General features: G+C 55.5%; 13 protein-coding genes, 4 tRNA genes and 2 rRNA genes (1 of these 19 running past the window's edge). All 19 read left to right on the top strand.

What is annotated here, in order from left to right:
• A 23S ribosomal RNA gene (locus AC3ITA_RS26040) occupies positions 1-1,777 on the top strand; it begins 1,117 nt to the left of the window's first position.
• A gap of 159 nt (positions 1,778-1,936) precedes the next feature.
• A 5S ribosomal RNA gene (rrf, locus tag AC3ITA_RS26035) occupies positions 1,937-2,052 on the top strand.
• Positions 2,053-2,187: 135 nt separating this feature from the next.
• Positions 2,188-3,147 (top strand): bifunctional biotin--[acetyl-CoA-carboxylase] ligase/biotin operon repressor BirA, encoded by a 960-nt coding sequence (birA, locus tag AC3ITA_RS26030; RefSeq protein ID WP_095945910.1) that lies wholly within the window; start codon positions 2,188-2,190, stop codon positions 3,145-3,147.
• The gene (locus AC3ITA_RS26025) at positions 3,137-3,886 is read left to right on the top strand and encodes a pantothenate kinase (RefSeq protein ID WP_095945911.1); all 750 of its coding nucleotides are present in this window, start codon (positions 3,137-3,139) and stop codon (positions 3,884-3,886) included. Before birA ends, AC3ITA_RS26025 begins: the two co-directional genes overlap by 11 nt.
• Before the next feature lie 7 nt (positions 3,887-3,893).
• Positions 3,894-4,334, top strand: coding sequence for a hypothetical protein (locus AC3ITA_RS26020; protein ID WP_095945912.1), 441 nt, complete (start codon positions 3,894-3,896; stop codon positions 4,332-4,334).
• Between the two features lie 143 nt (positions 4,335-4,477).
• Positions 4,478-4,562, top strand: a tRNA-Tyr gene (locus AC3ITA_RS26015).
• Positions 4,563-4,586: 24 nt separating this feature from the next.
• A tRNA-Gly gene (locus AC3ITA_RS26010) sits at positions 4,587-4,660 on the top strand.
• 26 nt (positions 4,661-4,686) lie between these two features.
• Positions 4,687-4,762 (top strand) — tRNA-Thr (locus AC3ITA_RS26005).
• A gap of 174 nt (positions 4,763-4,936) precedes the next feature.
• A tRNA-Trp gene (locus AC3ITA_RS26000) sits at positions 4,937-5,012 on the top strand.
• Between the two features lie 45 nt (positions 5,013-5,057).
• Positions 5,058-5,426 carry a preprotein translocase subunit SecE gene (gene secE, locus AC3ITA_RS25995; protein WP_007984402.1) on the top strand — a complete coding sequence of 123 codons (369 nt, stop codon included), beginning with the start codon at positions 5,058-5,060 and terminating at the stop codon, positions 5,424-5,426.
• Positions 5,427-5,435: 9 nt separating this feature from the next.
• Entirely contained in the window at positions 5,436-5,969 is a 534-nt protein-coding gene (gene nusG / locus AC3ITA_RS25990) for a transcription termination/antitermination protein NusG (protein ID WP_007984405.1), read from the top strand.
• Positions 5,970-6,086: 117 nt separating this feature from the next.
• Positions 6,087-6,518 (top strand): 50S ribosomal protein L11, encoded by a 432-nt coding sequence (rplK, locus tag AC3ITA_RS25985; RefSeq protein ID WP_007933726.1) that lies wholly within the window; start codon positions 6,087-6,089, stop codon positions 6,516-6,518.
• A complete protein-coding gene (rplA, locus tag AC3ITA_RS25980) occupies positions 6,518-7,213 on the top strand; it encodes a 50S ribosomal protein L1 (RefSeq protein ID WP_003186095.1) in 696 nt (231 codons plus the stop codon). The genes rplK and rplA overlap by 1 nt, the downstream gene beginning before the upstream one ends.
• A gap of 198 nt (positions 7,214-7,411) precedes the next feature.
• Entirely contained in the window at positions 7,412-7,912 is a 501-nt protein-coding gene (rplJ, locus tag AC3ITA_RS25975; protein ID WP_007970413.1) for a 50S ribosomal protein L10, read from the top strand.
• A 75-nt stretch (positions 7,913-7,987) separates the two neighbouring features.
• A complete protein-coding gene (gene rplL, locus AC3ITA_RS25970) occupies positions 7,988-8,353 on the top strand; it encodes a 50S ribosomal protein L7/L12 (RefSeq protein WP_095945914.1) in 366 nt (121 codons plus the stop codon).
• A gap of 220 nt (positions 8,354-8,573) precedes the next feature.
• Entirely contained in the window at positions 8,574-12,647 is a 4,074-nt protein-coding gene (gene rpoB, locus AC3ITA_RS25965; protein ID WP_489278745.1) for a DNA-directed RNA polymerase subunit beta, read from the top strand.
• A 64-nt stretch (positions 12,648-12,711) separates the two neighbouring features.
• Positions 12,712-16,911, top strand: coding sequence for a DNA-directed RNA polymerase subunit beta' (gene rpoC, locus AC3ITA_RS25960; RefSeq protein ID WP_056728978.1), 4,200 nt, complete (start codon positions 12,712-12,714; stop codon positions 16,909-16,911).
• A gap of 216 nt (positions 16,912-17,127) precedes the next feature.
• On the top strand, positions 17,128-17,499 hold the full coding sequence (gene rpsL, locus AC3ITA_RS25955) for a 30S ribosomal protein S12 (protein WP_003186084.1): 372 nt from the start codon (positions 17,128-17,130) through the stop codon (positions 17,497-17,499).
• A gap of 108 nt (positions 17,500-17,607) precedes the next feature.
• Positions 17,608-18,081 (top strand): 30S ribosomal protein S7, encoded by a 474-nt coding sequence (rpsG, locus tag AC3ITA_RS25950; RefSeq protein ID WP_007994653.1) that lies wholly within the window; start codon positions 17,608-17,610, stop codon positions 18,079-18,081.
• The last annotated feature ends 30 nt before the right edge of the window (positions 18,082-18,111 follow it).

The following is an 18,111-nucleotide window of genomic DNA, read 5'->3' as shown; positions in this document are numbered from 1 at the left end:
AGATGTAACGGGGCTCAAACCATACACCGAAGCTACGGGTATCATCTTCGGATGATGCGGTAGAGGAGCGTTCTGTAAGCCTGTGAAGGTGAGTTGAGAAGCTTGCTGGAGGTATCAGAAGTGCGAATGCTGACATGAGTAACGACAATGGGTGTGAAAAACACCCACGCCGAAAGACCAAGGTTTCCTGCGCAACGTTAATCGACGCAGGGTTAGTCGGTCCCTAAGGCGAGGCTGAAAAGCGTAGTCGATGGAAAACAGGTTAATATTCCTGTACTTCTGGTTATTGCGATGGAGGGACGGAGAAGGCTAGGCCAGCTTGGCGTTGGTTGTCCAAGTTTAAGGTGGTAGGCTGGAATCTTAGGTAAATCCGGGATTCTAAGGCCGAGAGCTGATGACGAGTGTTCCTTTGGAACACGAAGTGGTTGATGCCATGCTTCCAAGAAAAGCTTCTAAGCTTCAGGTAACCAGGAACCGTACCCCAAACCGACACAGGTGGTTGGGTAGAGAATACCAAGGCGCTTGAGAGAACTCGGGTGAAGGAACTAGGCAAAATGGCACCGTAACTTCGGGAGAAGGTGCGCCGGTGAGGGTGAAGGACTTGCTCCGTAAGCCCACGCCGGTCGAAGATACCAGGCCGCTGCGACTGTTTATTAAAAACACAGCACTCTGCAAACACGAAAGTGGACGTATAGGGTGTGACGCCTGCCCGGTGCCGGAAGGTTAATTGATGGGGTTAGCTAACGCGAAGCTCTTGATCGAAGCCCCGGTAAACGGCGGCCGTAACTATAACGGTCCTAAGGTAGCGAAATTCCTTGTCGGGTAAGTTCCGACCTGCACGAATGGCGTAACGATGGCGGCGCTGTCTCCACCCGAGACTCAGTGAAATTGAAATCGCTGTGAAGATGCAGTGTATCCGCGGCTAGACGGAAAGACCCCGTGAACCTTTACTATAGCTTTGCACTGGACTTTGAATTTGCTTGTGTAGGATAGGTGGGAGGCTTTGAAGCGTGGACGCCAGTTCGCGTGGAGCCAACCTTGAAATACCACCCTGGCAACTTTGAGGTTCTAACTCAGGTCCGTTATCCGGATCGAGGACAGTGTATGGTGGGTAGTTTGACTGGGGCGGTCTCCTCCTAAAGAGTAACGGAGGAGTACGAAGGTGCGCTCAGACCGGTCGGAAATCGGTCGTAGAGTATAAAGGCAAAAGCGCGCTTGACTGCGAGACAGACACGTCGAGCAGGTACGAAAGTAGGTCTTAGTGATCCGGTGGTTCTGTATGGAAGGGCCATCGCTCAACGGATAAAAGGTACTCCGGGGATAACAGGCTGATACCGCCCAAGAGTTCATATCGACGGCGGTGTTTGGCACCTCGATGTCGGCTCATCACATCCTGGGGCTGAAGCCGGTCCCAAGGGTATGGCTGTTCGCCATTTAAAGTGGTACGCGAGCTGGGTTTAGAACGTCGTGAGACAGTTCGGTCCCTATCTGCCGTGGACGTTTGAGATTTGAGAGGGGCTGCTCCTAGTACGAGAGGACCGGAGTGGACGAACCTCTGGTGTTCCGGTTGTCACGCCAGTGGCATTGCCGGGTAGCTATGTTCGGAAAAGATAACCGCTGAAAGCATCTAAGCGGGAAACTTGCCTCAAGATGAGATCTCACTGGGACCTTGAGTCCCCTGAAGGGCCGTCGAAGACTACGACGTTGATAGGTTGGGTGTGTAAGCGCTGTGAGGCGTTGAGCTAACCAATACTAATTGCCCGTGAGGCTTGACCATATAACACCCAAGCAATTTGCTTACTTCGAAGGAAGCATCAGATTGCGGTGTGTGAAGACGAAACGAACCGAAAGTTCGAGATGCTCACAAAACACCTAGCTGTCACATACCCAATTTGCTGAAGCGCGGCCAACCGGCCACGACTCGGTACCCGAATTTCTTGACGACCATAGAGCGTTGGAACCACCTGATCCCATCCCGAACTCAGCAGTGAAACGATGCATCGCCGATGGTAGTGTGGGGTTTCCCCATGTGAGAGTAGGTCATCGTCAAGATTAAATTCCGAAACCCCAATTGCGAAAGCAGTTGGGGTTTTGTTTTTGTCCGCAGAAAAGCCACAGCTACTGGATTTCTATGCAATCGCTCGGTGCGTGGCTATCATGCGGGCCTCATTGTGAGGCGAGACCTGCATGCTGACGTTGTTAAAGCTTCTTAAAGATGGCCGATTCCATTCGGGCCAAGCATTGGGTGCTGCCCTGGGCATCAGTCGTAGTGCTGTGTGGAAGCAGCTTCAGCATTTGGAAGCTGAGCTGGGTCTGTCTATTCATAAAGTTCGTGGGCGCGGCTATCAATTGTCCACGCCATTAGCGCTGCTCGATCCTGTCGAGATAAGCGCTCAGGCGCACTCTTGCGCCTGGCCCGTCCAGGTTTACGATTCAATCGACTCAACTAATGCCGAGGCGCTGCGCGCTATAGAGCGCGGGCAAGCTGCGCCGTTTGTAGTGCTTTCGGAGCGGCAGACGGCCGGGCGCGGGCGGCGTGGTCGCAAGTGGGTCAGTCCATTCGCAGAAAACGTCTATTACAGCCTGGTGCTACGCATTGATGGTGGGATGCGTCAGCTGGAGGGCTTGAGTCTCGTCGTTGGGCTCGCTGTCTTGCAGGCGTTGCGTGAGCTCGGTATTGCAGCCGCTGGATTGAAATGGCCTAACGATGTCCTTGTAGGTCAGAAAAAAATCGCGGGAATACTGCTGGAGTTGGTTGGTGACCCTGCTGATGTGTGTCACGTGGTCCTGGGAGTGGGAATCAATGTAAACATGCAGTCCGCTGATGAGGTGGACCAGCAGTGGACATCCCTGCGGCTCGAGTCGGGCAAATTGTTTGATCGTAACCAATTGGTCGCGGTGTTGGGGGAGATGCTGCAGCGATACCTGGCTCGTCACCAGGAGGGTGGTTTTTTGGCCATCCAGTCGGAGTGGGAGCAAAATCATCTGTGGCAGGGGCGAAGCGTGTCGTTGATTGCCGGCGTCAATCAAATTGATGGTGAAGTGCTTGGTATTGATGGCCAGGGCGCTTTGCGCCTGAAGGTGGATGGTGTGGAGAAAGTCTTCAGTGGTGGTGAGTTGAGCCTGAGGTTGCGTGATGATTCTTGAGCTCGATTGTGGGAATAGTTTCATCAAGTGGCGTGTGCTTGCCGCTGATGCAGGGCGGGTGCTGGGTGAAGGGGTCGTTGATTCCAATCTCGCATTGCTGGAGGGCTTGGCAGGGGTCAAAGGGCTTGCCCTCACGTTTTGCCGGTTGGTGAGTGTCAGGACCGCGGAGGAAACCGCTGCGCTGACGTCTCTGCTCAAGGACACCTTTGATGTACCGGTTGTGTGCGCAACGCCGGCGCGCGAAGTGTCAGGCGTGCGCAATGGGTATGAAGAGTTTGAGCGACTGGGCCTGGATCGGTGGCTTGCGATGCTTGGAGGCTTTCATCAGGCTTCAGGTGCGTGCCTGGTGCTGGACTTTGGTACGGCGGTGACTGCTGATTTTATTGCGGCGGATGGAGAGCACCTGGGTGGTTTCATCTGTCCGGGGATGCCGTTGATGCGCAACCAGTTGCGCACCCACACGCGCAAAATTCGTTATGGGGATCTGGCGGCCGAGCAGGCTCTGGAGCGTCTTGTTCCAGGTCGCGCGACTGTCGAGGCTGTAGAGCGTGGTTGCCTGTTGATGTTGCGCGGCTTCGTGCTGACCCAGCTCGAATTGGCGCGCAGTTACTGGGGTGAGGACTTTGTCGTGTTCCTCACTGGGGGGGATGCGAGCCTGGTTGCTGAGGTCGTGCCTCAGGCCAGGGTTGTTCCGGACTTGGTGTTTGTCGGATTGGCCATGGCCTGTCCCTTGTCCTGAGGTTTTTATGCGTTGGTTGTTTCTGCTGCTGCTTGTCCTCAATGGCTTCTACTACATCTGGCATCAACAGGAGGCTCCTCTGCGCGCGAAGGATGTCACGCCTTTGAGTCTGTATCGCGGGTCTCAACAGGATATCCGTTTGTTGAGCGAGGCAAGCGACGTCTCCAAGGACAAAGGTAAGGCTGTCTCGACAGACAATGGCTGTCTTTATCTGGGCGGCTATACGCGCCAGGAGGCCGCGCAGGCGGTTGAGCGTCGTTTGAGTGGTATGGAGGTCAAGTATCAGTCCCTGCCGAAAGCAGCGGCCGAAGGGGCAGGGTATTGGGTGCGTATCGCACCGGAAAGCCGGCGTTGGCTGGACGATTTGCAGCTGCTAAACCTTTCTAAAGAATTCAATGAGTTAAAACATAAAATAATGCCGTGCGAGGGGGTTGCACCCGCCGAATAGTTTGCATAGAATGGCGCCCGCTCCACAGCGAACACCGGAAACGGTAAGCGGTGTGAAGCGAGGTCAACGCAGCTAAGCTCAGGTTTTTAATGAGAAAAATGCTTGACAGAAGGCTGGCATGATGTAGAATGCCGGCTCGCTTAGGAGGGGTTCCCGAGCGGCCAAAGGGATCAGACTGTAAATCTGACGTCTACGACTTCGAAGGTTCGAATCCTTCCCCCTCCACCATTTTTAGCGAGAGCTGTAAGCCTCGCGGGTATAGTTTAGTGGTAGAACCTCAGCCTTCCAAGCTGATGATGCGGGTTCGATTCCCGCTACCCGCTCCAAGTTTACAGGTTTTGCACAGTGTTACGCTCTTGTAGCTCAGTTGGTAGAGCACACCCTTGGTAAGGGTGAGGTCAGCGGTTCAAATCCGCTCAAGAGCTCCATATAACAAGGCAGATATGAAAATATCTGCCTTTGTTTTAGGTGGTAGTGGTTGCGCCTGAATGTGTTTCTGAAGGTTGCCGGTGTCTTGAATGTCGGTGTTGCAGCCAAGGTTGCCTGGTAAGTGTTGTAAAGTCTTTTTCGGGTCGGCATAATGGTCGGCCTGATTTTGTTTTAGGTCAGTAGCTCAATTGGCAGAGCGACGGTCTCCAAAACCGTAGGTTGGGGGTTCGATTCCCTCCTGACCTGCCAGATTCACTCGGTGTGTCTGGCTTTCTTTTCACAGGATCTTCATAGATGACTCCTAAAGCTGAAGCTCAAGGCTCTCGTTTCGACCTCCTCAAGTGGCTTGTAGTAGTCGCTCTGGTGGTTGTTGGCGTTGTTGGCAATCAGTACTTTTCTGCTTCGCCGATCCTGTACCGCGTACTCGCATTGCTCGCTATTGCTGCTGTAGCTGCCTTTGTAGGCCTGCAGACGGTCAAGGGCAAGTCTTTCTTTGTACTGGTTAAGGAAGCGCGCACCGAAATTCGTAAAGTCGTTTGGCCAACTCGCCAAGAAACCACGCAGACCACGTTGATCGTTGTGGCTGTTGTCCTGGTTATGGCGTTGCTGTTGTGGGGGCTTGATTCCCTGCTCGGCTGGCTTGTTTCCTTGATCGTCGGCTAAGGGTGTCCCGTGGCTAAGCGTTGGTATGTTGTGCATGCTTACTCCGGTTACGAGAAGCATGTAATGCGCTCGCTGATCGAGCGCGTAAAGCTGGCCGGTATGGAAGATGGCTTCGGCGAGATTCTGGTTCCCACTGAAGAAGTGGTTGAAATGCGCAATGGCCAGAAGCGCAAAAGCGAACGCAAATTCTTCCCTGGCTATGTGCTGGTGCAGATGGATATGAACGAGGGTACTTGGCACTTGGTCAAGGATACTCCTCGGGTGATGGGTTTCATCGGCGGTACTGCCGACAAGCCTGCGCCAATCACCGATAAAGAAGCAGAAGCGATTCTGCGCCGCGTTGCCGATGGTAGCGACAAGCCGAAGCCGAAGACGTTGTTCGAGCCGGGTGAGTCGGTGCGTGTCAATGACGGCCCGTTCGCAGACTTTACCGGTGTTGTTGAAGAAGTTAACTACGAAAAGAGCCGGATCCAGGTCGCGGTGCTCATTTTCGGTCGCTCTACTCCGGTGGAGCTCGAGTTCAGCCAGGTCGAAAAGGTCTAGTTGAACAAAAATCCCAACCCCGCAGCCGTAGGCTGTGGGGTTTTGTCGTCACTGGGATAAACGCGCAAGTAACCGGGGAGCCTTTCGAGGCGTTTGAACCCGTAATTGGAGTGCCTCATGGCCAAGAAGATTACCGCTTACATCAAGCTGCAAGTGAAAGCCGCTCAGGCTAACCCAAGCCCACCTGTTGGTCCTGCTCTGGGTCAGCACGGCGTGAACATCATGGAATTCTGCAAGGCTTTCAACGCCCGTACTCAGGGTCTTGAGCCAGGTCTGCCGACTCCAGTGATCATCACTGTCTACAGCGACCGTAGCTTCACTTTCGAAACCAAATCCACCCCTGCTTCGGTTCTGCTGAAGAAGGCGGCCGGTCTGACCAGCGGTTCCGCTCGTCCGAACACCGTTAAGGTTGGCACCGTGACTCGTGCTCAGCTGGAAGAAATCGCGAAAACCAAAAACGCGGATCTGACTGCAGCTGATATGGAAGCGGCCGTGCGTACTATCGCCGGTTCTGCTCGTAGCATGGGCCTTAACGTGGAGGGTGTGTAATGGCTAAGCTGACCAAGCGTCAAAAGGCTATCGCCGGCAAAATCGAAGCAGGCAAGGCCTACAACTTTGTAGACGCCGCTGCCCTGCTGGCCGAGCTGTCGACTGTCAAGTTCAGCGAGTCGTTCGACGTAGCTGTAAACCTGGGTGTTGACCCGCGTAAATCCGACCAGGTCGTTCGTAGCGCTACTGTGCTGCCACACGGCACTGGCAAGACCGTTCGCGTTGCTGTGTTCACCCAGGGTCCAGCTGCTGAAGCCGCTCTGGCTGCCGGCGCTGACCGTGTAGGCATGGACGACCTGGCTGCCGAAATGAAAGGCGGCGACCTGAACTATGACGTAGTGATCGCATCCCCGGATGCAATGCGCGTTGTAGGTCAGTTGGGTCAGATCCTCGGTCCACGTGGCCTGATGCCTAACCCTAAAGTCGGCACCGTAACCCCAGACGTAGCTACCGCGGTTAAAAACGCCAAGGCTGGTCAGGTTCGTTATCGCACCGACAAAAACGGCATCATCCACACTTCCGTTGGCAAGATCGGCTTCGACGCCGTCAAGCTGAAGGAAAACGTTGAAGCCCTGATCGCTGATCTGAAGCGTATCAAGCCAGCTTCCTCGAAAGGCATTTACGTCAAGCGCGTTACCCTGAGCACCACCATGGGCCCAGGTCTGGTCATCGACCAAAGCTCGCTCGACGCGTAAGACACAGATTGGCGCAAGCGATTGCGCCAATTGAAAAATTGGGGTCCCTGCCTGGCGGGGGCTATCCAAGACCGTAGGCGACGCAAGTCTTAAACCACAAGCCTACGCAGATGGTGCTCCCGGTTCCTTACCGAATCAGACACCAAAACGACATCCGGTTTCGACCAGATGAAACGGTAACAAGCAGGAGTTAAACCCGTGGCAATTAAACTCGAAGACAAGAAGGCCATCGTCGCTGAAGTCAACGAGGCTGCCAAAGTCGCTCTGTCCGCTGTCGTGGCTGATGCCCGTGGCGTAACAGTAGGCGCGATGACCGGACTCCGTAAAGAGGCTCGTGAAGCTGGCGTTTACGTACGTGTTGTACGTAACACCCTGCTCAAGCGCGCTGTTGCTGACACTGAATTCAGTGTCCTCAACGACGTGTTCACTGGCCCTACCCTGATTGCGTTCTCCAAAGAACATCCAGGCGCTGCCGCCCGGATCTTCAAGGAATTCGCAAAGGGTCAGGACAAGTTCGAGATCAAGGCAGCTGCGTTCGAGGGCAAGTTCCTCGCAGCTAACCAAATCGACGTACTGGCAACTCTGCCGACCCGTGACGAAGCAATTTCTCAGCTGATGAGCGTGATTCAAGGCGCTACCAGCAAATTGGCTCGTACTCTGGCGGCAATTCGCGACCAGAAAGAAGCTGCTGCAGCCTAAGGCTCGTCAACTTCTCGCGTTTTTTGTTTTTTTCGATGGTCGCGTAGGCCGTCCCCAATATCAGGAATTAGATTCATGTCTATCTCTCAGAACGATATCCTTGAAGCAGTTGGCAACATGTCCGTAATGGAAGTTGTTGAGCTGATCAAAGCTTTCGAAGAAAAATTCGGCGTTACCGCTGCTGCTGCATCGGCAGGTCCTGCCGCTGCTGCCGCCGTTGTTGAAGAGCAAACTGAATTCAACGTCATGCTGACCGAAGCTGGCGAGAAGAAAGTTAACGTGATCAAGGCAGTACGTGAACTGACCGGTCTGGGCCTGAAAGAAGCCAAGGCTGTAGTTGACGGCGCTCCTGCCATGGTTCTGGAAGCTGTTGCCAAAGAAGCAGCTGACAAAGCCAAAGCAGTTCTGGAAGAAGCAGGCGCTAAAGTCGAGCTGAAGTAAGCATCGACTTTGCTCCTCCAGCCCGAGCGTTAAGCGACAGGCTGATGGCTGGTGGCTCTTGCCACCGGCCTTTTTCCGTTATTGGCAGCCGACTGGGTCGGTGCCGATAACGTGCTGTAACCACCCGATGCGGTGGCGCAAACCATGGGGTTTGCACGATTTTCTGGCTGCTCCCGTCGGGAGGGGCCAAACAAGCAGGTGACCAAGCTGGGGAACGCTGATGGCTTACTCATATACTGAGAAAAAACGTATCCGCAAGGACTTTAGCAAGTTGCCGGACGTCATGGATGTGCCGTACCTCCTGGTCATCCAGCTGGATTCGTATCGTGAATTCTTGCAAGCGGGAGCGACTAAAGATCAGTTCCGCGACGTGGGCCTGCATGCGGCCTTCAAATCCGTTTTCCCGATCATCAGCTACTCCGGCAATGCTGCGCTGGAGTACGTCGGATATCGTCTGGGCGAACCGGCATTTGATGTCAAAGAATGCGTATTGCGCGGTGTTACTTACGCCGTACCTTTGCGGGTAAAAGTGCGCCTGATCATTTTCGACAAAGAGTCGTCGAACAAAGCGATCAAGGACATCAAAGAGCAAGAAGTCTACATGGGTGAAATCCCCCTGATGACTGAAAACGGTACCTTCGTAATCAACGGTACCGAGCGTGTAATCGTTTCCCAGCTGCACCGTTCCCCGGGCGTGTTCTTCGACCACGACCGTGGCAAGACGCACAGCTCCGGTAAACTGCTGTACTCCGCGCGCATCATTCCTTACCGCGGTTCGTGGCTGGACTTCGAGTTCGACCCGAAAGACTGCGTATTCGTGCGTATCGACCGTCGTCGCAAGCTGCCTGCCTCGGTACTGCTGCGCGCGCTGGGCTATACCACTGAAGAAGTGCTGGACGCGTTCTATACCACCAACGTATTCCACGTGAAGGGTGAGACCCTGAGCCTGGAGCTGGTGCCTCAGCGCCTGCGCGGTGAAATCGCGGTCCTCGATATTCAGGATGACAAAGGCAAGGTTATTGTCGAGCAGGGTCGTCGTATCACCGCTCGCCACATCAACCAGCTGGAAAAAGCCGGGATCAAAGAGCTGGATGTGCCTCTGGACTACGTCCTGGGTCGTACAACCGCCAAGGTCATCGTGCACCCGGCAACCGGCGAAATCCTGGCAGAGTGCAACACCGAGCTGAACACCGAGATCCTGGCCAAAATCGCCAAGGCTCAGGTTGTTCGCATCGAAACTCTGTACACCAACGATATCGACTGCGGTCCGTTCGTCTCCGACACCCTGAAGATCGACTCCACCAGCAACCAATTGGAAGCGCTGGTCGAGATCTATCGCATGATGCGTCCTGGCGAGCCGCCAACCAAAGACGCTGCCGAGACCCTGTTCAACAACCTGTTCTTCAGCCCTGAGCGCTATGACCTGTCTGCGGTCGGCCGGATGAAGTTCAACCGTCGTATCGGTCGTACCGAGATCGAAGGTTCGGGCGTGCTGTGCAAGGAAGACATCGTCGCGGTACTGAAGACCCTGGTCGACATCCGTAACGGTAAAGGCATCGTCGATGACATCGACCACCTGGGTAACCGTCGTGTTCGCTGCGTAGGCGAAATGGCCGAGAACCAGTTCCGCGTTGGCCTGGTACGTGTTGAGCGTGCGGTCAAAGAGCGTCTGTCGATGGCTGAAAGCGAAGGCCTGATGCCGCAAGACCTGATCAACGCCAAGCCAGTGGCTGCGGCGGTGAAAGAGTTCTTCGGTTCCAGCCAGCTGTCCCAGTTCATGGACCAGAACAACCCGCTGTCCGAGATCACCCACAAGCGTCGTGTTTCCGCACTCGGCCCTGGCGGTTTGACTCGTGAACGTGCCGGCTTTGAAGTTCGTGACGTACACCCGACTCACTACGGTCGTGTATGCCCGATTGAAACGCCGGAAGGTCCGAACATCGGTCTGATCAACTCCCTGGCCGCTTATGCGCGCACCAACCAGTACGGTTTCCTCGAGAGCCCGTACCGTGTGGTGAAAGACGCTCTGGTCACCGACGAGATCGTATTCCTGTCCGCCATCGAAGAAGCCGATCACGTGATCGCTCAGGCCTCGGCCACGATGAACGACAAGAAAGTCCTGATCGACGAGCTGGTAGCTGTTCGTCACTTGAACGAATTCACCGTCAAGGCGCCGGAAGACGTCACCTTGATGGACGTATCGCCGAAGCAGGTAGTTTCGGTTGCTGCGTCGCTGATTCCGTTCCTCGAGCACGACGACGCCAACCGTGCGTTGATGGGTTCGAACATGCAGCGTCAAGCTGTACCAACCCTGCGCGCTGACAAGCCGCTGGTCGGTACCGGCATGGAGCGTAACGTAGCCCGTGACTCCGGCGTTTGCGTCGTGGCTCGTCGTGGCGGCGTGATCGACTCCGTCGACGCCAGCCGTATCGTGGTTCGTGTTGCCGATGACGAAGTTGAAACCGGTGAAGCCGGTGTCGACATCTACAACCTGACCAAGTACACCCGCTCCAACCAGAACACCTGCATCAACCAGCGTCCGCTGGTGCGTAAGGGTGATCGGGTTCAGCGTAGCGACATCATGGCCGACGGCCCGTCCACCGACATGGGTGAACTGGCACTGGGTCAGAACATGCGCATCGCGTTCATGGCATGGAACGGCTTCAACTTCGAAGACTCCATCTGCCTGTCCGAGCGTGTTGTTCAGGAAGATCGCTTCACCACGATCCACATCCAGGAACTGACCTGTGTGGCCCGTGACACCAAGCTTGGCCCAGAGGAAATCACTGCCGACATCCCGAACGTGGGTGAAGCGGCTCTGAACAAGCTGGACGAAGCCGGTATCGTTTACGTAGGTGCTGAAGTTGGCGCGGGCGACATCCTGGTCGGTAAGGTCACTCCGAAAGGCGAGACCCAGCTGACTCCGGAAGAAAAACTGCTGCGTGCGATCTTTGGTGAAAAAGCCAGCGACGTTAAAGACACTTCCCTGCGTGTACCTACCGGTACCAAAGGTACTGTCATCGACGTACAGGTCTTCACCCGCGACGGCGTTGAGCGTGATGCTCGTGCACTGTCGATCGAGAAGTCCCAGCTGGACGAGATCCGCAAGGATCTGAACGAAGAGTTCCGCATCGTTGAAGGTGCTACTTTCGAACGTCTGCGTTCCGCTCTGGTCGGCCACAAAGCCGAAGGCGGCGCCGGTCTGAAGAAAGGTCAGGACATCACCGACGAAATTCTCGACGGTCTTGAGCATGGCCAGTGGTTCAAACTGCGCATGGCTGAAGATGCTCTGAACGAGCAGCTCGAGAAGGCTCAGGCCTACATCGTTGATCGTCGCCGTCTGCTGGACGACAAGTTCGAAGACAAGAAGCGCAAACTGCAGCAGGGCGATGACCTGGCTCCAGGCGTGCTGAAAATCGTCAAGGTTTACCTGGCAATCCGTCGTCGCATCCAGCCAGGCGACAAGATGGCCGGTCGTCACGGTAACAAAGGTGTGGTCTCCGTGATCATGCCGGTTGAAGACATGCCGCACGATGCCAATGGCACCCCGGTCGACGTCGTCCTCAACCCGTTGGGCGTACCTTCGCGTATGAACGTCGGTCAGATCCTTGAAACCCACCTGGGCCTCGCGGCCAAAGGTCTGGGCGAGAAGATCAACCGCATGATTGAAGAGCAACGCAAAGTCGCCGAGCTGCGTAAATTCCTGCACGAGATCTATAACGAGATCGGCGGTCGTCAGGAAAGCCTCGATGACTTCTCGGACCAGGAAATCCTGGACCTGGCTCAAAACCTGCGTGGCGGCGTTCCAATGGCCACTCCAGTGTTCGACGGCGCCAAGGAAAGCGAAATCAAGGCCATGCTGAAACTGGCGGACCTGCCAGAAAGTGGCCAGATGCAGCTGACCGACGGCCGTACCGGCAACAAGTTCGAGCGCCCGGTTACCGTTGGCTACATGTACATGCTGAAGCTGAACCACTTGGTAGACGACAAGATGCACGCTCGTTCTACCGGTTCGTACAGCCTGGTTACCCAGCAGCCGCTGGGTGGTAAGGCGCAGTTCGGTGGTCAGCGTTTCGGGGAGATGGAGGTCTGGGCACTGGAAGCATACGGTGCCGCTTACACTCTGCAAGAAATGCTCACAGTGAAGTCGGACGATGTGAACGGCCGTACCAAGATGTACAAGAACATCGTGGATGGCGATCACCGTATGGAGCCGGGCATGCCCGAGTCCTTCAACGTGTTGATCAAGGAAATTCGTTCCCTCGGCATCGATATCGATCTGGAAACCGAATAACACGTGACGCGAATCGAGAGCGGGGCAGGATTGCCCGCTCTCTGCTCCGCCAGGAGGAAAGGCCTTGAAAGACCTACTGAATTTGCTGAAAAACCAGGGTCAAGTCGAAGAGTTCGACGCCATCCGTATCGGATTGGCATCGCCTGAGATGATCCGTTCGTGGTCGTTCGGTGAAGTTAAAAAGCCGGAAACCATCAACTACCGTACGTTCAAACCTGAGCGTGACGGCCTGTTCTGCGCCAAGATCTTTGGCCCGGTAAAGGATTACGAGTGCCTGTGCGGTAAGTACAAGCGCTTGAAGCACCGTGGTGTGATCTGCGAGAAGTGCGGCGTTGAAGTCGCGCTGGCAAAAGTTCGTCGTGAGCGCATGGCGCACATCGAACTGGCCTCGCCAGTTGCCCACATCTGGTTCCTGAAATCGCTGCCGTCCCGTATCGGCTTGCTGATGGACATGACCCTGCGTGATATCGAACGCGTTCTCTACTTCGAGAGCTATGTCGTTATCGATCCAGGCATGACCACCCTTGAAAAAGGTCAGCTGCTGAACGATGAGCAGTACTTCGAAGCGCTGGAAGAGTTCGGCGACGATTTCGATGCCCGCATGGGTGCCGAAGCTGTCCGCGAACTGCTGCACGCTATCGACCTGGAGCACGAGATTGGCCGTCTGCGCGAAGAGATTCCGCAAACCAACTCCGAAACCAAGATCAAGAAGCTGTCCAAGCGTCTGAAGTTGATGGAAGCCTTCCAGGGTTCCGGCAACCTGCCAGAGTGGATGGTGCTGACCGTTCTGCCGGTTCTGCCGCCAGATCTGCGTCCACTGGTCCCGCTCGATGGCGGTCGCTTCGCGACTTCCGACCTCAACGATCTGTATCGTCGAGTGATCAACCGTAACAACCGCTTGAAGCGTCTGCTCGATCTGTCCGCTCCGGACATCATCGTGCGCAACGAAAAGCGTATGTTGCAGGAAGCTGTCGACGCACTGCTCGACAACGGCCGTCGTGGCCGCGCTATCACCGGTTCCAACAAGCGTCCTCTGAAATCCCTGGCTGACATGATCAAGGGTAAGCAGGGTCGTTTCCGTCAGAACTTGCTCGGTAAGCGTGTTGACTACTCCGGTCGTTCGGTAATTACCGTAGGTCCGACCCTGCGTCTGCATCAGTGCGGTCTGCCGAAGAAAATGGCTCTCGAGCTGTTCAAGCCGTTCATTTTCGGCAAGCTGGAAATGCGTGGTCTCGCGACCACCATCAAGGCTGCCAAGAAGATGGTCGAGCGCGAGCTGCCAGAGGTCTGGGACGTTCTCGCTGAAGTGATTCGCGAACACCCGGTTCTTCTCAACCGTGCACCGACCCTTCACCGTCTGGGTATCCAGGCGTTTGAACCGGTACTGATCGAAGGTAAGGCTATCCAGCTGCACCCTCTGGTCTGCGCCGCGTACAACGCCGACTTCGACGGCGACCAAATGGCCGTGCACGTACCGCTGACGCTGGAAGCCCAGCTCGAAGCGCGTGCGTTGATGATGTCGACCAACAACATTCTGTCGCCAGCCAACGGTGAGCCAATCATCGTTCCGTCGCAGGACGTTGTATTGGGTCTGTACTACATGACGCGTGAAGCGATCAACGCCAAGGGCGAAGGTCGTGTGTTCGCGGATCTGCAGGAAGTTGACCGTGTGTTCCGTGCCGGCGAAGCCGCACTGCACGCCAAGGTTAAAGTCCGGATCAACGAAACCGTCAACGACCGTGATGGCGGCAGCGTGAGCAACACCCGTATCGTCGACACTACTGTCGGCCGCGCTCTGTTGTTCCAGGTTGTGCCAAAAGGTCTGTCGTACGACGTCGTCAACCTGCCGATGAAGAAAAAGGCGATCTCCAAGCTGATCAACCAGTGCTATCGCGTGGTTGGTTTGAAAGAGACTGTGATCTTCGCTGACCAGTTGATGTACACCGGTTTTGCTTATTCGACCATTTCCGGCGTTTCCATCGGTGTTAACGACTTCGTTATCCCGGATGAAAAAGCCCGCATCATCAATGCTGCTACTGATGAAGTGAAAGAGATCGAAAGCCAGTACGCCTCCGGCCTGGTAACCCAGGGCGAGAAGTACAACAAAGTGATCGACCTTTGGTCCAAGGCGAACGACGAAGTTTCCAAGGCGATGATGGCCAACCTCTCGAAAGAGAAAGTCATCGACCGCCATGGCGTCGAAGTCGACCAGGAATCCTTCAACTCGATGTACATGATGGCCGACTCGGGTGCGCGGGGTTCCGCAGCACAGATTCGTCAGCTGGCCGGTATGCGTGGCCTGATGGCCAAGCCGGACGGTTCCATCATTGAAACGCCGATTACTGCGAACTTCCGTGAAGGTTTGAGCGTACTCCAGTACTTCATCTCCACTCACGGTGCTCGTAAGGGTCTTGCGGATACCGCGTTGAAAACGGCTAACTCCGGTTACCTGACTCGTCGTCTGGTAGACGTTGCACAAGATCTGGTTGTAACCGAGATCGATTGCGGCACCGAGCACGGTCTGCTGATGACTCCGCACATTGAAGGCGGTGACGTTGTAGAGCCGTTGGGTGAGCGCGTATTGGGTCGAGTTATCGCCCGTGACGTATTCAAGCCAGGTACCGAGGACGTCATCGTTCCTGCCGGCACCCTGGTCGACGAGAAGTGGGTCGAGTTCATCGAGCTGAACAGCATCGACGAAGTGATCGTGCGTTCGCCGATCAGCTGCGAAACCCGTTTCGGTATCTGCGCCAAGTGCTACGGCCGCGATCTGGCTCGTGGTCACCAGGTGAACATCGGTGAAGCGGTCGGCGTTATCGCTGCCCAGTCCATCGGTGAGCCGGGTACCCAGCTGACGATGCGTACGTTCCACATCGGTGGTGCGGCAAGCCGGACCTCCGCAGCCGATAGCGTTCAGGTGAAGAATGGCGGTACCGTCCGTCTGCATAACCTGAAGCACGTTGAGCGAGTGGATGGTCACCTGGTTGCCGTGTCCCGTTCCGGTGAACTGGCCATCGCTGATGACTTCGGTCGTGAGCGTGAGCGTTACAAGCTGCCGTACGGTGCCGTGATTTCGGTTAAAGAGGGTGACAAGGTCGAAGCTGGCGCCATTGTGGCCAAGTGGGATCCGCACACTCACCCGATCGTTACCGAAATGAAAGGTACCGTGACCTACGTGGGCATGGAAGAAGGCATCACGATCAAGCGTCAGACTGACGAATTGACCGGTATGACCAACATTGAAGTACTCGACGCCAAAGATCGTCCAGCTGCCGGTAAGGACATCCGTCCTGCCGTGAAGATGGTCGACGACAACGGCAAGGATCTGTTGCTGCCAGGCACTGACGTTATCGCTCAGTATTTCCTGCCAGCCAACGCCCTGGTCGGTGTGGCGGATGGTGCGAAGATCGCGATCGGTGATGTTATCGCTCGTATCCCGCAAGAGACTTCGAAAACTCGAGACATCACCGGTGGTCTGCCGCGTGTTGCCGACTTGTTCGAAGCCCGTCGTCCGAAAGAAGCGTCGATTCTGGCTGAAGTCAGCGGCACCATCGCGTTCGGTAAAGAGACCAAGGGCAAGCGCCGTCTGGTTATCACCCCGAACGACGGTACCGATCCGTACGAAGAGCTGATTCCGAAGTGGCGTCACCTGAACGTGTTTGAAGGCGAACAGGTAAACCGCGGCGAAGTTATCTCCGACGGCCCGAGCGATCCACACGACATCCTGCGTCTGCTGGGTGTGAGTGCGCTGGCCAAGTACATCGTCAACGAGATCCAGGACGTTTACCGTCTGCAAGGCGTGAAGATCAACGACAAGCACATCGAGACCATCCTGCGTCAGATGCTGCGTAAAGTTGAGATCGCTGAATCCGGCGATTCCAGTTTCATCAAGGGCGACCAGATGGAATTGACTCACGTACTGGTAGAGAACGAGCGCTTGAGCGGTGAAGACAAGTTTGTCTCCAAGTTCACTCGCGTTCTGCTGGGTATCACCAAGGCGTCGTTGTCCACCGAATCGTTCATCTCGGCGGCTTCCTTCCAGGAAACCACTCGCGTATTGACCGAAGCGGCGGTAACCGGCAAGCGCGATTACCTGCGCGGCCTGAAAGAGAACGTGGTCGTGGGTCGTCTGATCCCGGCTGGTACCGGTCTGGCTTATCACAGCGAGCGTAAGCGCCGCCGTGATGCAGACAAGCCGTTGCGCGTAAGCGCCAGTGAAGTGGAAGCTGCACTGACCGAAGCGCTGAACTCGAGCGGTAACTGAGTTCTGCGGTAAATGAGTGTGAGGCCCTGGTCACTCCGTTCATCGAATCGAGACAATTTGTCGAGATTGGATGAGTGGGGAGAGCGGGGCCTTGCCTTGACTGGGGGCAAGATCCTCTTTAGACTCTTGTACCCCTAAATTTGGCGGGAACTCGTTCCTGCCATTTTGCTTTTCTTGCAAGACAATAGCGTCGCAAGACAACAGTGGAGCTAGTAGATGGCAACTATCAACCAGCTGGTACGTCAGCCGCGTAAGCGTATCGTCGAGAAATCCGACGTGCCTGCGCTGCAGAACTGCCCGCAACGCCGTGGCGTGTGCACCCGTGTGTACACCACCACGCCGAAAAAACCTAACTCGGCACTGCGTAAAGTATGCCGTGTGCGCCTGACCAACGGTTTCGAGGTTTCCTCGTACATCGGCGGTGAAGGCCACAACCTGCAAGAGCACAGCGTGGTACTGATCCGCGGCGGTCGTGTAAAAGACTTGCCAGGTGTTCGTTACCACACCGTTCGCGGTTCGTTGGATACTTCCGGTGTTAAAGGTCGTAACCAGGGTCGTTCGAAGTACGGTACCAAGCGTCCGAAGTAATCGGCCGTTTTGCAGTTTTTCATTTTATTGAGTCGATAAGAGTAAGGTCGGGCACGCATCCACAGGAGCTGTCCCGGGCTAACCTGAAGACCGTTTGAGGGCTTATCAATGCCAAGACGTCGCGTAGCAGCCAAGCGTGAGATTCTGGACGATCCGAAATACGGAAGCCAAATCCTCGCCAAATTCATGAACCACGTAATGGAAAGCGGCAAGAAAGCCGTTGCCGAGCGTATCGTTTATGGTGCCCTGGATACCGTGAAGGCTCGTAAGGCCGGCACCGATCCCCTGGAACTCTTCGAAAAAGCACTCGACGCCATCGCTCCGCTGGTCGAAGTGAAGTCGCGCCGCGTTGGTGGTGCTACTTACCAGGTTCCGGTCGAGGTTCGTCCTTCCCGTCGTAACGCTCTGGCAATGCGCTGGTTGGTAGACTACGCCCGCAAGCGCGGCGAGAAGTCTATGGCTCTGCGTTTGGCTGGCGAACTGTTGGACGCTGCCGAAGGTAAAGGTGCTGCAGTTAAGAAGCGTGAAGACGTTCACCGTATGGCTGAAGCCAACAAGGCTTTCTCGCACTACCGCTTCTAATTTTAGCGTCACTAATTTTGCGAGGGCTTT

Source organism: Pseudomonas sp. GL_090, assembly GCF_057837765.1.
Note: the sequence above shows the minus strand (reverse complement) of the source record. Positions and strands in the feature narration are given on the sequence as shown.

Bases quoted from the DNA above. Each gene is read 5' to 3' on its own strand.
- birA (WP_095945910.1), top strand. From the start codon at position 2,188: ATGCTGACGTTGTTAAAGCTTCTTAAAGATGGCCGATTCCATTCGGGC.
- AC3ITA_RS26025 (WP_095945911.1), top strand. From the start codon at position 3,137: ATGATTCTTGAGCTCGATTGTGGGAATAGTTTCATCAAGTGGCGTGTG.
- AC3ITA_RS26020 (WP_095945912.1), top strand. From the start codon at position 3,894: ATGCGTTGGTTGTTTCTGCTGCTGCTTGTCCTCAATGGCTTCTACTAC.
- secE (WP_007984402.1), top strand. From the start codon at position 5,058: ATGACTCCTAAAGCTGAAGCTCAAGGCTCTCGTTTCGACCTCCTCAAG.
- rplK (WP_007933726.1), top strand. From the start codon at position 6,087: ATGGCCAAGAAGATTACCGCTTACATCAAGCTGCAAGTGAAAGCCGCT.
- rplA (WP_003186095.1), top strand. From the start codon at position 6,518: ATGGCTAAGCTGACCAAGCGTCAAAAGGCTATCGCCGGCAAAATCGAA.
- rplL (WP_095945914.1), top strand. From the start codon at position 7,988: ATGTCTATCTCTCAGAACGATATCCTTGAAGCAGTTGGCAACATGTCC.
- rpoB (WP_489278745.1), top strand. From the start codon at position 8,574: ATGGCTTACTCATATACTGAGAAAAAACGTATCCGCAAGGACTTTAGC.
- rpsL (WP_003186084.1), top strand. From the start codon at position 17,128: ATGGCAACTATCAACCAGCTGGTACGTCAGCCGCGTAAGCGTATCGTC.
- rpsG (WP_007994653.1), top strand. From the start codon at position 17,608: ATGCCAAGACGTCGCGTAGCAGCCAAGCGTGAGATTCTGGACGATCCG.